General features: G+C 37.3%; 16 protein-coding genes and 1 tRNA gene. 8 read left to right on the top strand and 9 right to left on the bottom strand.

The window, feature by feature from the left end; translation table 11 throughout:
• Positions 1 to 35 precede the first annotated feature (35 nt).
• Positions 36 to 107 (bottom strand) — tRNA-Thr (locus KV40_RS18425).
• Between the two features lie 64 nt (positions 108 to 171).
• On the opposite strand from KV40_RS18425, the gene KV40_RS18420 reads away from it, so the two are divergent.
• The 3 genes from KV40_RS18420 (at position 172) to KV40_RS18410 (ending at position 2,336) form a co-directional block, all read left to right on the top strand.
• The gene (locus KV40_RS18420; RefSeq protein ID WP_036484614.1) at positions 172 to 564 is read left to right on the top strand and encodes a VOC family protein; all 393 of its coding nucleotides are present in this window, start codon (positions 172 to 174) and stop codon (positions 562 to 564) included.
• Positions 565 to 688: 124 nt separating this feature from the next.
• A complete protein-coding gene (locus KV40_RS18415; RefSeq protein WP_036484611.1) occupies positions 689 to 1,585 on the top strand; it encodes a zinc metalloprotease HtpX in 897 nt (298 codons plus the stop codon).
• A gap of 274 nt (positions 1,586 to 1,859) precedes the next feature.
• On the top strand, positions 1,860 to 2,336 hold the full coding sequence (locus KV40_RS18410) for a hypothetical protein (RefSeq protein ID WP_036484609.1): 477 nt from the start codon (positions 1,860 to 1,862) through the stop codon (positions 2,334 to 2,336).
• A 206-nt stretch (positions 2,337 to 2,542) separates the two neighbouring features.
• On the opposite strand, the gene rmuC is transcribed toward KV40_RS18410, so the two are convergent.
• Positions 2,543 to 4,426 carry a DNA recombination protein RmuC gene (gene rmuC / locus KV40_RS32325; RefSeq protein WP_052055757.1) on the bottom strand — a complete coding sequence of 628 codons (1,884 nt, stop codon included), beginning with the start codon at positions 4,424 to 4,426 and terminating at the stop codon, positions 2,543 to 2,545.
• A gap of 144 nt (positions 4,427 to 4,570) precedes the next feature.
• A complete protein-coding gene (locus KV40_RS18400) occupies positions 4,571 to 5,149 on the bottom strand; it encodes a Uma2 family endonuclease (protein ID WP_036484607.1) in 579 nt (192 codons plus the stop codon).
• A gap of 242 nt (positions 5,150 to 5,391) precedes the next feature.
• On the opposite strand from KV40_RS18400, the gene sufC reads away from it, so the two are divergent.
• The 3 genes from sufC to KV40_RS18385 are packed head-to-tail and all read left to right on the top strand — an operon-like array spanning position 5,392 to position 8,763.
• Positions 5,392 to 6,168 carry a Fe-S cluster assembly ATPase SufC gene (gene sufC, locus KV40_RS18395; protein WP_036484605.1) on the top strand — a complete coding sequence of 259 codons (777 nt, stop codon included), beginning with the start codon at positions 5,392 to 5,394 and terminating at the stop codon, positions 6,166 to 6,168.
• Positions 6,168 to 7,490 carry a Fe-S cluster assembly protein SufD gene (gene sufD / locus KV40_RS18390; protein WP_036484603.1) on the top strand — a complete coding sequence of 441 codons (1,323 nt, stop codon included), beginning with the start codon at positions 6,168 to 6,170 and terminating at the stop codon, positions 7,488 to 7,490. Before sufC ends, sufD begins: the two co-directional genes overlap by 1 nt.
• A gap of 10 nt (positions 7,491 to 7,500) precedes the next feature.
• Entirely contained in the window at positions 7,501 to 8,763 is a 1,263-nt protein-coding gene (locus tag KV40_RS18385) for a SufS family cysteine desulfurase (protein ID WP_036484600.1), read from the top strand.
• Between the two features lie 9 nt (positions 8,764 to 8,772).
• Here KV40_RS18385 and mscL read toward each other — a convergent pair whose 3' ends face one another.
• Positions 8,773 to 9,249: a large conductance mechanosensitive channel protein MscL gene (gene mscL, locus KV40_RS18380; protein WP_036484595.1), complete on the bottom strand. Its 477-nt coding sequence runs from the start codon at positions 9,247 to 9,249 to the stop codon at positions 8,773 to 8,775.
• 88 nt (positions 9,250 to 9,337) lie between these two features.
• Complete coding sequence (locus KV40_RS18375; protein WP_036484592.1) at positions 9,338 to 9,529, bottom strand: hypothetical protein; 192 nt, start codon at positions 9,527 to 9,529, stop codon at positions 9,338 to 9,340.
• Between the two features lie 248 nt (positions 9,530 to 9,777).
• Here KV40_RS18375 and KV40_RS18370 point away from each other — a divergent pair, with 248 nt between their 5' ends.
• Together KV40_RS18370 and KV40_RS18365 are read left to right on the top strand one after the other, a co-directional pair.
• A complete protein-coding gene (locus KV40_RS18370; RefSeq protein WP_072013841.1) occupies positions 9,778 to 11,445 on the top strand; it encodes an iron uptake porin in 1,668 nt (555 codons plus the stop codon).
• Positions 11,446 to 11,686: 241 nt separating this feature from the next.
• Entirely contained in the window at positions 11,687 to 12,001 is a 315-nt protein-coding gene (locus KV40_RS18365; protein WP_156114080.1) for a hypothetical protein, read from the top strand.
• Positions 12,002 to 12,140: 139 nt separating this feature from the next.
• On the opposite strand, the gene KV40_RS18360 is transcribed toward KV40_RS18365, so the two are convergent.
• The 4 genes from KV40_RS18360 to KV40_RS18345 all read right to left on the bottom strand — a co-directional run bounded on the left by KV40_RS18360 (position 12,141) and on the right by KV40_RS18345 (position 15,126).
• Entirely contained in the window at positions 12,141 to 12,446 is a 306-nt protein-coding gene (locus tag KV40_RS18360) for a hypothetical protein (RefSeq protein WP_036484584.1), read from the bottom strand.
• Between the two features lie 468 nt (positions 12,447 to 12,914).
• Positions 12,915 to 13,901: a methyltransferase domain-containing protein gene (locus tag KV40_RS18355; RefSeq protein ID WP_172657311.1), complete on the bottom strand. Its 987-nt coding sequence runs from the start codon at positions 13,899 to 13,901 to the stop codon at positions 12,915 to 12,917.
• Between the two features lie 127 nt (positions 13,902 to 14,028).
• Positions 14,029 to 14,592 carry a Uma2 family endonuclease gene (locus KV40_RS18350; RefSeq protein ID WP_036484574.1) on the bottom strand — a complete coding sequence of 188 codons (564 nt, stop codon included), beginning with the start codon at positions 14,590 to 14,592 and terminating at the stop codon, positions 14,029 to 14,031.
• A 27-nt stretch (positions 14,593 to 14,619) separates the two neighbouring features.
• Positions 14,620 to 15,126, bottom strand: a complete 507-nt coding sequence (locus KV40_RS18345) for a hypothetical protein (RefSeq protein WP_156114079.1) — start codon at positions 15,124 to 15,126, stop codon at positions 14,620 to 14,622.
• Between the last annotated feature and the right edge of the window lie 2 nt (positions 15,127 to 15,128).

Raw genomic sequence — 15,128 nt, 5'->3', positions numbered from 1 at the left:
CTTAAGAATATGAGTACGAAGGCTTTTAGCCTAAAAGCCGATGACTGGATTTGAACCTGCGACCTACTCATTACGAGTGAGTTGCTCTACCACTGAGCTACATCGGCATCATAAGCAGTTTACAGTATAACTTAGCATTCAGCACTATATTTAAGCTGGCACTATTGAAACATGAAATTAAACAAAATTCACCATATAGCAATAATTTGCTCTAATTACGAAAAATCCAAACACTTTTACACAAATATACTCAAATTTTCAGTCATAAACGAGACTTTTAGAGAACAGCGAAATTCTTACAAACTAGATTTAAAAGTGGGAGAAAATGAGCAAATAGAGCTTTTTTCTTTTCCTCATCCTCCCGCAAGAATTAATAGCCCTGAAGCTTGTGGACTAAGACATTTAGCCTTTGAAATAGAAAATATAACCGAATATATCAATTATTTGAATTCAAAAGGAATAAACGTCGAACCAGTAAGAATTGACGAATTAACAGGTAAAAAGTTTACGTTTTTTAAAGATCCAGATAATTTGCCACTTGAGATATACGAAAGTAAAGTTTAATAAATTTTACTGGCAAGTTTTTGAAATTAAAAATATGCTGCTTTTGCTAGATGCAACAAAATAACCAATTGCTATTAAATATTGAGAAAACTCACATATTATAACCGAATTTTAAACAAATCCTATGTTTAGAGGTAATCAAATTAAAACCGCTGCTCTCTTGGGGTTGTTAAGCGGAATTTTGGTCTTGGGCGGTTACTGGGCAATGGGAAACGAACAAGGAGCAATTGCTGGTCTGCTTTTTGCAGCAATTGGTAGTTTTGGTTCCTGGTTTTATTCCGATAAAGCTGCTTTAGCAGCATATCAAGCACAACCCATTGCTCGCGAGCAATCGCCAGAAATATACGATCTGGTAGCCGATTTAGCACAAAGAGCAGGTTTACCCATGCCAGAACTGTATATCGTTCCAACTCAAACTCCTAATGCCTTTGCTACAGGTAGAGATCCCAACCATGCTGCCGTAGCAGTAACTCAAGGGATTATGCAAATATTATCCAAAGAAGAATTAGCAGGGGTAATCTCTCACGAATTAACCCACATCAAAAATCGCGATACTTTAACTCAGGCTGTCGCTGGTACCTTGGGTGGTGCGGTAACGTTTTTGGGTAGAATGCTCACCTTTGGCGCACTTTACGGACCCGTCAATCGAGATAGTCGTAATAGTGGCAATCCCATTGGGGTTTTAGTATTAGTTGTTCTGGCACCTATTTCCGCCTCTTTGATTCAGATGGCAATTTCTCGTACTCGTGAATTTTCGGCAGATCGTGGTGCGGCAGAAATTACGCGCAACCCCTTGGCTTTGGCTAGTGCCTTGCAAAAACTAGATTCTGTCGGTAGAAAAATACCGATGAATGGCAACCCCGCTTTTGAACCAGTATTAATTATGAATTCTTTTTCTGGTGGTGGCTTACAATCGTTGTTTAGTACCCATCCTTCTACAGAAGAAAGAATACGCCAGTTGCAGGAAATAGCCAAACAGCAGCAGAGCAATACTAACGATACTACTGTAGCTGTTCAATAGTTTGAAGTAATTTAATTAACTCAGTAGCGATCGCTTGTTGAGTGTAGCGATCGCAGTAAAAAGTTTTTTTAATTTTATAATTAGACGAAAACAAGCAAACTACAATTAAAGTAATACCGAATTAAATAATATTTGCGACAGATGATATTTGTGTATGGACGATTAGTCAATTGCCTTTACAAAATATGTCGCATTCTTTTTTCTATTTGGTATACATTCATTTTTAAAATTTTTAATTTGTGTTTTTTAAAAAATAACCGAATTTTATATGACAATGGATAGACTAGAAAAATGTCCGTTAAATGAAACCTGTAAAAAAAGTCAAGACCGCTTTTATGGAAAACTAAAAGGAACTAAAAGTTGCAGTAACTTTATAAACTGTAGAATACTTTCTGCGGCTTGGAAATTACCAATGCAAAGACGATACGACCTACACGGTCAATACTGGGAAGTTGATATTACACCAATAGTTTGTGAATGGCGCGATGCTTGCTATGAGCATCCAAGAGAAACTGACTATCCACATTGTCCAGTAGAATTTTTTAGTAAGTCTCATCTTGAAATTGGTTGTTGGCTCGAACGATATCTACCTTGTCCTACAGCTTTAGATTTAGTAGCCAGGGAACGTTTGGGTTTGGATGAAATTATCGCAATAGAAGTCAAACAGGCTTATCAAAGAAGAGGATTCTTGCAAGCAGTATCATTAGAAAAAAAAGATAAAATTGAAAATTTGGAAAAACTTAAATCTTAAGAAATAGTTTTTGGTGAATTATTTTGGTCTAAAAATTACTATATTCAAAGTTTTAGACCAAATTTTAGAAAATATTAGCAATAAAGTTTAACTGCGATCGCTGATTTTACTTAGGAGACTTAGCTTTAGTTTTTCGCTTTAAACTAGTAGCCGCCTTAAACAGTTTGAGAAGTTTAAAATTTATTGAGTAAAGTTATATTGTTTTCTTAACTATTGCCGTTAACTTCTTGTCTTAGCAAACGTACTTGGCGAACAACTGGTTCTATACTTTCGAGCTTGTTATTGCTATAGCCACCTATTTCATTAAATTTTTTGGCAGTAGATAAAAGCCGAGATTCATAAGAACCTATCGCCTTATTATATTCTTTTACAGTATCGTCAAGTTTTCTACGGACAGAAATTAAATGTTCGGCAAATTTAATAAATCTATCGTTTAGTTCTTTTCCGAGTTCTCCAATTGCATTGGCATTTTCTGCAATTTTTTCTTGTCTCCAACCATATTCTATAGTTTTCAGAAGTGTTATTAAAGTCGTTGGAGTAGCTAAAATAATATTTTTCTCAATTCCAAATTCAATTAAACTTGGCTCTTGCTGAAGTGCAGCACTAAAAAAGACTTCTCCAGGTAAAAACATAATTACAAATTCAGGAGTGGGTTTGACCTGCTCCCAATAATTTTTGGAGCTAAGTTGATTGATATGAGTACGTATATGCTTAGCATGATTTTTTAAATTCTCAATCTGTTTTGGCTCTTCTTGAGCTTCTAAAGCATCCAAATATGCTTGTAAAGGTGCTTTTGAATCTATAATTACCTTTTTTTGGCTAGGAAGTGTGACAATTAAATCTGGTCGAAGCAAACCATTTTCAGTTTTAACAGTTTCTTGAACGGTAAAGTCGCAATATTCTTGCATTCCTGAAATCTCTACAACACGCTTTAACTGTATTTCTCCCCATCTACCGCGAACTATAGGTTGTCTTAAAGCTTTAGTCAAATTAGCAGTTTCAGCCTGAAGCAGGGAATGAGCAGCAGCAATAGATTGAAGTTGTTCTTCAATCCTGCCTTTATCTTGCTGGCGAACATTTTCTACTTCTCTAATTTGTTTATTGAATTCGTCAAGCGATTTACCTATGGGGGAAACTAAATTATCAATTGCTTGTTGCTTAATTTCTAGTTGATGCTGAGATGTTTGTTGTATATTCTCAAAGGTTTGTTTAGCTGCTTCTAAAAACTGCTGATTATTATTTTGTAAAGCTTCAGTAGAAAGAATTTTGAAAGTATGACTAAGTTTTTGCTGTGCATTTTCAAGTAGCTCTAGTTTTTCTCTTGCTGATTCTTGTTCTTTTTCTAACTTTGTTTTCAAGCTTGATAATTCTTCTCTTAAATTATTTCTCTCGGTGTGAAGCTCTTGATTATTACGCTCTTTGCTTTCAAGCTTGTTTCTCAATTCACTCAATTGTTCTTTTTGAGCGTTAGCTTCTGCAACTCTCTGACTGGCTTGTTCGTTTTCTTCTTGGTAACGATTTTTTTCTTCAATGGCTTGCTGAAGGTTATCCTTTAACTCATCAATTTTTTGTTTTCTGTTTTCTAATTCGGTAGTCAATCTAGTTATTATTTCTTTTTGAGAAGTATTTTCCGATCGCAATCTTTCATTTTCTTCTGTTTTAGTTCTTAAATCTCCTTGTAGATCGGATATCTGCTCGATTTTTTGCTCTGCGTATTGCTCTTTATTTTCTGTTTCGGCAGTTAATCTAGTTATCGCTTCTCTCTGAGAATTATTTTCTGATTGAAGTCTGTGATTTTTGTCTGCTTCAGCACTTAATCTTTCTTGCAAGTCAGATATTTGCTCTATTCTGGCATCTGCATTGCTCGATTTTTGCATTATTGAGAAAATTTCATGCTCTTTTTCAGCTAAACGAGACTCTAATTCCTCATTTTTCTTTGATAGAGTTTCTCTTTGAGAAGAATAAAGATTAGCTTTTTCATCACATGCCTGTTTTTGAGATTCAAGTGCTTGTATTTGCGATCGCATTATCAACCAGACACAAACTCCACTCAAAATCAATCCTATTATTAAACCAATTACAACTTGCATAAATATCAACCAATTTCAATAAAAGTCTGTTTATTACAACAACGTTTATTTATATGGTTCCCAGATAGCTAGCTTAAATTGATAAAAGCAGAATTTTTCGTACAAATAACCTCGATCGCAAAGCAATACTCTTCAGTTTTAAACTTATTCGCTTTCGCTAAAATCAACTCCTGTATAAATTGCCGCTAGTTCTAATTCAAGATTGACTGAAGCTAAAGTAATTACAGCTTCGGCTTCGTATTCGGATAACAACCATCCCGCCTCGGTTTTGGTATATTGCATGATGTGTTCACTTTGCTGAGAGATTAAAATATACTCTTGCATTTCGGGAATGGAACGATAGTAAGTAAATTTGTCGCCTTGGTCATAATTTTGCGTCGATTTGGGTAATACTTCGGCAATCAGAACGGAATTAGTTACCGTAGTTGTTTCTCTATCTGCATAAACAGGTTCTCCCTTGATTACCATCACATCAGGATATGTATATTGACGATAGCGAGGTATCCACAGGCGAACATCACTCATATAAACTCGACAGTTTTGTTTTTTCAAGCCAAATTTTAGGTTCGCTGCCAAATTCAAACAAATTTCATTATGATTTGTCGTTCCTCCCGTCATCGGAACAATTTCTCCATCGCGATATTCGTATTTATATTCTGCTTGTTCCTCTAACCGTAAATATTCTTCGGGTGTATATTTACGAGGTTCTGTTTGTAGCTGCATAAATTAGATGAAGAAAGTGTAATTACTGCCTTGCCTATCGAAGAGTATTTGATGAGTGTAGTCGAACCAAATTAATTTACTTTGACAACAAAAAGGTTGTTAATGTATTCTACAATGTACTTAAACAACAAAAAGGTTGTTTTAATAGATATTTATGACTTAATTTTTATAGCGTATCACTTATGCTATTTGAGTTATAGATATTATCGATAAATAATAAATAATCTGCGATCGAACCAGCAATGAGCGAGATAATTTTATCCATACAAGACCTAACCGCCAAAATAAACGACGAACCAATCCTCAAAGGTGTCAATTTAGAAATTAAAGCAGGAGAAATCCATGCAATTATGGGACGTAATGGTTCGGGTAAAAGTACCCTGGCTAAAATCATCGCAGGACACCCCGATTATGAAGTCACTGGTGGCGAAATTATCTATCAGGGAGAAAATATCTTAGAGAAAGAACCAGATGAAAGAGCCAATAGCGGTATTTTCTTGGCTTTTCAATATCCCGTCGCTATTCCTGGAGTAAGTAATTTAGACTTTTTGCGAGCGGCTTACAACGCCAAACGCAAAGATCGAGGTGAAGAAGAAATCGATATTTTTGATTTTGAAGATTTGGTAGAAGAAAAGCTGGAAGTGGTAAAAATGAAGTCTAGCTTTTTGTCTAGAAGCCTCAATGAAGGTTTTTCTGGTGGCGAGAAGAAACGCAATGAAATTTTGCAAATGGCGGTGCTAGATCCAACTCTGACGATTCTGGATGAGATTGATTCGGGTTTGGATATCGATGCTTTAAAAGCCGTTGCCGATGGTGTCAATCAATTAAAAACTGCCGACAAGGGTTACTTGGTAATTACTCACTATCAACGTTTGCTCGATTACATTACACCAGACTTCGTTCACGTGATGCAGGATGGCAAAATTATTACTAGTGGCGGTAAAAAACTGGCTTTAGAATTGGAATCTCGCGGTTATGACTTTTTAGACGATAGAGAAACTGCGGAGGTAGGAGTGTAATGGCAGTACAAGTTCCTTATGCAATTAAACCTTTAAAAAGCGATCGCGCCACTTTACATAAAAATGATTTTTTGATGGGTTTGCTCGATCGCGCTAAAATTTCTGGCAATGAACCTCAATGGTTAAAAGATGTGCGCCAGCAAGCCGCATCTTGGGTAGCCAATTCCTCAGTACCAACTAAAAAAGATGAAGATTGGCGATTTATCGATTTGTCAGATTTAACGAAAACTAATTTCACAACTGTAGGAGCGAACGGCGGTTCGCCCTTACCCCAATTGCCCACAGAAACTGAAAACTGCCGTTTGATTTTTGTCAACGGTGTTTACAATGCAGATTTATCCGACACTTCAGCATTACCTGATGGCGTATATGTCGGCAGTCTCCAAAACATACCAGAAACCTACCCTGTAGCAGAACACTTTGCCCGTCAGCATGGCGCACAAGATGTTTTTACTGCTCTCAATACCGCAGGTTTTGCCAATGCAGCAGTTATTTGGGCAAACAAAAACGTCATCGTAGACACTCCCATACATTTAGTTTTTATTTCAACTGCTGAAGAAACGGCAAGTTTTTCTCAACTCCGTACCTTAGTAGTAGCCGAAGCAGGAGCGAGTTTATCTTTAATTGAAGAATATTCTGGTACTGGCGAATATTTTATCAATGCAGTAACGGAAATTGTAGTTAGAGACAATGCCGAAGTAAAGCATACTCGCTGGCAACAAGAAAGCGATCGCGCCTTTCATGTTGGCAAAACCGCAGTGGCTCAAGCTAAAGACAGCCGCTACACCCTCAATGAAATTAATTTTGGTAGTAAGCTTTATCGTCATAATCCCGAAGTATTGCAGCAGGGTGAACAAACCACTACTAACTTAAACGGTTTGACGGTTGCTACGGGAGAACAAACATCTGATACTCACAGCACCATTGCCCTGACTAAACCTTATGGCACAACCGATCAACTGCATAAATGTATTGTCGGCGATCGCGCCCATACGGTATTTAATGGCAAAGTCTTTGTACCCAAAACGGCACAGCTTACCGATGCCTCGCAGCTAAATCGCAATCTATTACTTTCCGACAAAGCCAGAGTAGACACCAAACCAGAGTTACAAATTACTGCCGATAACGTCAAATGTTCTCATGGTGCGACGGTGAGCCAATTAGAAGCAGATGAAATATTTTACCTCCGCAGTCGTGGCTTAAACCAGCAAGATGCCAGTCAGTTATTAATTGATGCCTTTGCTGGGGAGATAGGCGATCGCCTGCCACTGAATTTAGCTGCTAAAGTTGCCCAAACTATTAAACAAAAAATTAGTAAGTAAACTTTAAATAATGACTTTAATTAAAGAATCAACTCTTGGCGATCGCCTGCGTCAAGACTTCCCGATTTTACAGCAGCAAATTCACGATAAGCCATTAATCTATTTTGACAATGCTGCTAGTTCTCAAAAGCCTCTGGCGGTACTAAAAGTATTGCAAAATTACTATCAGCAAGATAATGCTAACGTCCATCGCGGCGCACATACCTTGAGCGGTAGGGCGACTGATGCCTATGAAGCGGCTAGAGATAAAGTAGCTAAGTTCGTCAATGCTGCTGCTCGTGAAGAAATTGTCTTTACTCGCAACGCCACCGAAGCAATTAACTTAGTGGCATATAGTTGGAGTTTGTCCAATTTTAACCCAGGCGATGAGATAATTCTCTCAGTCATGGAACACCACAGCAACATCGTTCCCTGGCAGCTTATCGCTGAAAAAACTGGTGCGGTAATTAAATACGTACAGTTGACCGATACAGAAGAATTCGATTTAGAACAGTATAAATCTCTATTATCTAATAAAACCAAACTGGTATCTGTTGTTCACGTTTCCAATACTTTAGGCTGCATCAATCCAGTTACAGAAATTGTCGAACTAGCTCATCAATACAATGCCAAAGTATTGATTGATGCCTGTCAGAGTGTTCCTCATATGCCTATTGACGTAAGGGAAATTGACTGTGACTGGTTGGTAGCGTCGGGACATAAAATGTGTGCGCCTACTGGCATTGGTTTTCTCTATGGGAAAAAAGATTTGCTGCTAGAAATGCCGCCATTTATGGGCGGTGGTGAAATGATCGACGAGGTATTTTTAGAAGGATCTACCTATGGCGAACTACCTCATAAATTTGAAGCAGGAACCCCGGCAATTGGTGAAGCGATCGCGCTTGGTGCAGCAGTAGACTATTTAAGTAATATTGGCATGGCTAAAATTCATGCCTATGAAGAAGAATTAACGGGCTATTTGTATCAAAAATTAGCGGCAATTCCCCAACTTAAAATCTATGGTCCTCCTGCAACCGCCGACGGAAAAGGTAGAGCGGCATTAGTAGCATTTAATGTTGAAGGAATACACGGCAGCGATTTGGCAACTTTATTAGATAGAGAAGGAGTTGCTATTCGCTCTGGGCATCACTGTACTCAACCTTTGCATCGTATTTTTGGTGCTTCTGGCAGTGCTAGAGCCAGCCTGTATTTTTATAACACTCGCGCTGAAATTGATGCTTTTGTCGTGGCATTGCAGGAGACTATTGATTTTTTTACTACGATGATGTCTTAGACAAGATAGCTACAAACCCAGACCTGGATCTGAACCCAGACCCGAACCAGGATTTCGGCGTTCGATAGTCTCAGTCAACCTTTCTACTGCTGTAGTCAATCTTTCTTGCGCCAATATTTCTGGTGCTGGCGCTTCTTCTTCGGCAATTTCTTCTCGGCGCATTACTCTTTTTTTGGCAGCTTCAAAAGCACGAATTAATAAGAATAAACAAAAGGCAATCACTAAAAAGTTTAATACGGCGGCAATAAACAAACCATATTTGATGCCGCCAGCACTCAGTTGGCTTAATTGGTCTACTCCTGCCGCGTTCATAGCAGGATTTAAAATTGCCGGGGTAATAATATCTGCTACCAAAGATTCGACGATTTTGCCAAAAGCAGCACCAATAATAACGGCTACGGCTAGATCGATAACGTTTCCGCGCATAATAAAATCGCGAAAATCTGCTAAAAATCCCCCCGTAGCTCTCGCTCCTCTTCTAACCATAATTTTTTTTCCTCAGTTTATTAGTGAGAAATATAATAAAACAGGATTTTATCAGAAGAAGAGAAAATTAAATATAAATAATTGCGTTTTACTGCAAATTTTTAAGATTTTTAATTATCGATTTGCCTCTTTCAATAGCAGTTGGCAAACTGGGGTAAATTCCTTCAAAGCTGTGAACTATGTTCTCTCCCTCTACGATGCTCAAATGATATAAATTTTGGGAACTTTGACAAACAAACAAGCTATAGCGATCGCCTCTTAATATAGTTGGAATTTGCATTTGTAGTTTCAGAAAATATTTTCTTAACTAGAATGCCCAGTTAACTGTTTAATTTAAACAACATATAGCAATTTTTAGATCGATGAAGTACATCTCTGTCGAAACAAACACTAAGCTCTAAGATTTCTATAATTTTTTCAAAAATCAAACAAGATTTTTTAGCGAGCGTTGTTACTTTCAAATTTAAAAGTGGGAACTATAAAGCTGTGGTTTTTACTGACCCTGAAGCTAACTCGCTGAGAGGAAATATGAAATTCAAACGATCTTGTTTCCGATGTTTATATCCGAAATTTCAAGTAACATCTGTTCAATTTCAGCACTTACTTAAATTAACTACAACAACCCTGTTTTTGGGCGCGATCGACGCTATTTTAGGAACTGGAGCAGTTACTAATGCTCAAAATCTAGAAGCTTTAAAAACCAATCGAAATAGTGCAGATAGTTTTAACCAAATCACTAATGTATCTCAATTAAGAGATGTCGCGCCTACGGATTGGGCTTATGAAGCTTTACGCAGCTTGGTAGAGCGTTATGGTTGCATTGCCGGATTTCCCGATGGAGCTTATCGAGGAAACCAACCTCTATCTCGTTACGAATTTGCCGCTGGTTTAAATTCTTGCTTAGATCGAATCGAACGCTTAATTGCTACTTCTGAAACCTTAAATAGAGAAGATCTAGATACTCTTAGTCGTTTGACTCAAGAATTTGAAGCCGAACTAGCTACTATAAACGTTAGAGTAGGTAGTCTAGAGGAAAAAACAGCCTTTTTAGAAGACCGACAATTTTCCACTACTACTAAACTAACAGGAAGTGCTGTTTTTGGATTAGCTAGTGTTTTAGCAGGTGATGATGTCGATGGGGAAGAAATCGACAGAGTTCCAGTTTTGGGTTCTAGATCGCGTTTATCTTTTAACACGAGTTTTACTGGTGAAGATTTACTGTTGACCTTTCTTTCTACGGGGAATTTTCCTTTCTTTAGCGATGTCACTAATACTTTTGAAGGGCAAATAGGCTACAGCGAAGATGTTGATAATCAATTGAAGGCACTTACTGCTGCCTATTTTTTTCCCATAGGCGGTCATACACAAGTTGCCATTGAGGCTGCCGGTGGTTTTGTCTATGATTTTGTAGATACTCTTAATCCTTTAGATGCCTACGATGATAGTGGTAGTGGCGCAATATCTTTTTTCGGCAACCGCAATCCCATTTATAATTCGGTAGCTGGTTCGGGAATTGGCATTAAAACAGACCTGGGAAGTTCAGTCGAACTTAGTTTGGGATATTTAGCACCTGATGCTGCCGAACCTACTGATGGCAGTGGATTATTTAACGGTGCCTATTCTGCTTTAGGACAGCTGGTTTTCCAACCTAGCGATCGTTTCAAGCTAGGTTTGACTTATATCAACGCTTATAACAATAGCGATACTTTTACTGGCACTAATCTTGCCAACTTCCGTAACTTTACGGCTACCGAATTAGGGGAAACCGCTCCTGTTTCTAGCAATTCTTATGGTGTTGGTGCTTCTTGGCATATTAGCGATCGCTTTATTCTTAGTGGTTGGAGTGGTTACACTCACGAACGGGTTCTTTCTACTCTCGATAACAGAATCGAACGGGGCGATCGTGAAATTTTGAATTGGGCAGTCACTCTAGCTTTTCCCGATCTGTTTAAAGAAGCTAGCTTAGGTGGTGTGGTAGTAGGAATGGAACCCAAAGTTATAGATTCTACTGTCAATATTGCTGGTTTTGACAGTGAAGATCGAGATACATCTTTGCACGTTGAAGCTTTCTATCAATATCGAGTCAACGATAATATTGCCATTACTCCAGGCGTAATTTGGATTACCGCTCCCGATGCCAATGAAGACAATAATGATATTGTGATTGGTACTCTAAGAACTACTTTTACTTTCTAAAGTTATCCAATTGGTTGTGCGATCTTAAAGTAAGATAATTCTAATAAATATTTTTCTTATGCTTCGATGGAGCATAAGAAATTAAAGCCTTGTTAAATTAAAAGTAAACTCGAAGCCAGCTAGGCTGTTAACAACAATAAGATTAACAAAAACTTAAAGATTAAAAAGTGCGCTCGCCGAAAGCATACTAGCACTGACAGCAGTTTTTGTTGTTTGGGTAGTGCTGGGTGTATTGGCTGCAATGTCTCAAGAAGAATTCAGCTGGGCAAAAAGTTTTTTGTTGACTGAGTTTGTAGAACTCAGTTTGTTGGCAGAATTATTATTTCTGGCGATCGCAAGATTGGTAAGTTTTATATTAGGTAAACGATCGGAGCAATTTTGTTTGGTATTAGCTTGTGCTTTAGTCATTAATTTTTTACTATCATTACCACTCAACTGCACCTATCTAGAATACAAGATTACCGCTCGTAAAAGTTTAGAACTAACTCAGTTTTTTCCCTGTCAAAGCTCGACTTTAGTTACTCTTACCGAGCAGTTAGCCAAAATCTATTTGTAGAAAGATACTCTTCAAAAGTAGAAAAAGCCGAGTTTTATTTTTCTATTTCGGGCGAACATCTATTTGTTATAGATAGTACGATTAAATATTAAAAGCTGTTTTAAATTCGTTTTAACTCAAACAGTATCATTTATTGTTATTACTGTTCGAGTAGTATTCGTTCTAATTTAGCTTCACGCATACAATCGTGATTCCAATAATATTCGACTGCTCGAACGCAATATCTTAAGGTAAATTCGCGATCGCTTAAAATCACTTGTTCTCCTACCTTAATATTTAAAGCAGTTGATAATACCGCAGAATTATAAAATTCTGAAAAATCTACAGCATAATCAACACCTCTTTCCAGTTTCCGAAGATCGTGAACCTTGGTTAGATTAAATTTAAACCAATCAAATAATAATTTGTCTAAAAAGCTTTTAGACTTTTGAAATATAGTTGTCATTTGTTTTACACGGCAAGTTTTAAAACGATTATAATCTCTTGTGATAGTGACTTATAAGCCACTAAAAACATTTACATTAACTACTTTATATAGTTTTACCGACTATTTGAATTTAAAGACCTTCTATATATACATACAACAATTTCTATTAATTATAAAAAAAGCAGCAGCAAACGTTGGATTTTTGTATGTACTGCTACTTTAGATATATTGGAAATTGCCATACATTTACTATATAGATAATAAAGTGTCAACATTTACTGTTTTAATCTATTAGTTCAAACTATGGCAATAATTTATATAGTTACAATCTGAAACTTAACTCTAAACCAAACATATAATTAACAATTTCCTTGCTAAATTGAGGTTCGTACAAATTTAAAAAAAATTTGAATAGTTTGGCATAATCAGAAGTTTTTAGAAGTTAATTTGCATTTTGCGTATTAATATGAACTTTTTTATTGAAAATTAAACATTATCATTTTCGTCTTCAACAGTTTTTGTTAGATTTAAAGTTAAATTAGCCCTTACAGCACGAAACATTCCAAACCGACAAAGACTAGCACCAAATGCCAAACGCATCAACAGCAAAGTAGGTACTTCTCGTAGAGATTTAATCAAACCAGGTAAACCAAAGCGTACCAAACCCTGTGGTCGAGCTATTCCTTGCCAAATAGAATCTATCCAAGAGGGAAGCGTTTCTTGCGTCCAGTCTGCCGTTATCACTTTTCCATCGACTAGTCCTGTAGCTTCTAAAAGTTCGGAAAAGCCTTCGATGCTGGCAAAAGCAGGATGCGACCACTGGTCTAATAGTTGACGCATTACTGGTTTCTCCCAAAAATTAAGTGGCTGTTGGCGTTCGTCTCTTTGATTCCAGTCAGCTACAACTAACACCCCTCCAGGTTTTAATACCCGTAATAATTCTTTGGCAAAAACGGCTTTGTCTGGCATATGAGGACCCGCTTCAATCGACCAAACTACATCGAAACTAGCATTGGGAAAGGAAAGTGCCATTGCATCATCTACGAGAAATTTGGCATCTAATTTTTCAGGAGTCAATTCTTTAGCACGCTGCACTTGTTGGGGACTAATAGTAACGCCAGTAACCGAAAATCCGTAATCTTCGGCTAAAATACGACTGCTTCCCCCAATTCCGCAGCCAACATCCAACAGAGTAGTACCGCGAGGCAACTTATCCAAACCACCCCACTCGACCATTTCATGTACGAAGTCAACTTTGGCAGTAATAAAATCTTTGCTTTGCGGTGGCGAACCATAATGACCCAAATGAATGTGTTCGCCCCAGTAAAACTCTAAAATACCGTCTTCTGTCCACTGGTCGTAAGAATTGGCTACCGAGTCAGAAGATTGATAGCGACGAGCGGTAATTAGATAAAAGGCAATGGCGATCGCTAGTAGGATAGAGATTAAACCAAGTATGTAATACAAATTCATTGAAAATGATATTTTATGACAGCTTTGCTTTTAATCTAGCAAGCTTCAGATTTACTAACCATCAACTGTAAGGTGGCAAAGAAAAAGCTACTCACACTGTCACTTCTGAAAAATAAGCAATCGCGCTTCACTCTAATAACCAACCGAATAATGCCCCTACAGTTAATTGAAAAGAACTAGCAAAATCTGGTACGGGTAAAATATCTGTTGCTAGTTCGAGAAACGCAGGTTGTTGTTGGAGAAAATAAACCAATACACACTGTTCTTGAGGATCGATTAACCATCCTAATTGCGTACCGTTATCCAAACAATGCAGAATATTTTTAGTGACTCTGGTATAGCCTTGGTCGGGGGATAAAATTTCGATTGTCCAGTCAGGTGCAATTGGAAACGTATCTGCTATCTCACCATTAGTATCGCGGGGTATCCTATCCCATTTAAAAACAGTTACATCAGGTACGATAGAACGTCCGCCAAAAGTGCATCTTAACTCTGGAAAGGCTCTAGCGATTTTTTGCGTTTTAAGTGCGCTATTTACAGTAGTTATCAGTTCTCCTTGAATTGTACTGTGTTTTCCTTTGGGCATCGGTTTCTGAATAATTTTCCCGTCGCTATATTCACTGGCGGGTTTAGTTTCTGGCAATGCTAGAAACTCTTTGAGAGTAATGGGTTTAGATTTAGCCGTGACCATAGCCTTATTTGCTACTAAAAAGCTTTGTTACTTGCGATCGTACTTTATTCTAAAAGCTGTTTTGCTTCGAGTTTGTTTGATAAATTCACGTAACTCAATAAAATCATATTTTTCTTTTCTCATCCTTTCCGAAGCTTTGTCGAGAATATCCAAAAACTCACTAACAACAACAGAAAGTTCATTCTCAAACTTTTTAATATTGAAAATAGTTGCGCTTAGATCGCCATAATGTATACTTATACCGCTATTTTCTTTAACAAAAATCAATTTAATAGGCTCATCAATCAAATCAATTTTAGCTACGCTTTTATTTTTTAATGTATTCAACCCTTCAATTAAGGCTTCTAAAAATGTATCTAAAAAAATTGTCTTCAATTCTATAGTTCTCCGTTCGCCTGTAATAACAATTTCGCCAAGAGGATCTGCGGGATCGATAGGTTCTTCTCTGTAAAGTTTCCACTCTATATGCTTTTTCATGATTTTTGAATCTAAACCAAAATGCGTAAGTCTTATAATTTTTATTTTCTTTGCCAAGT

Origin of the sequence: Myxosarcina sp. GI1 (assembly GCF_000756305.1) — a bacterium.
GTDB lineage: Bacteria > Cyanobacteriota > Cyanobacteriia > Cyanobacteriales > Xenococcaceae > Myxosarcina.
This window is presented reverse-complemented; position numbering and strand designations above follow the sequence as displayed.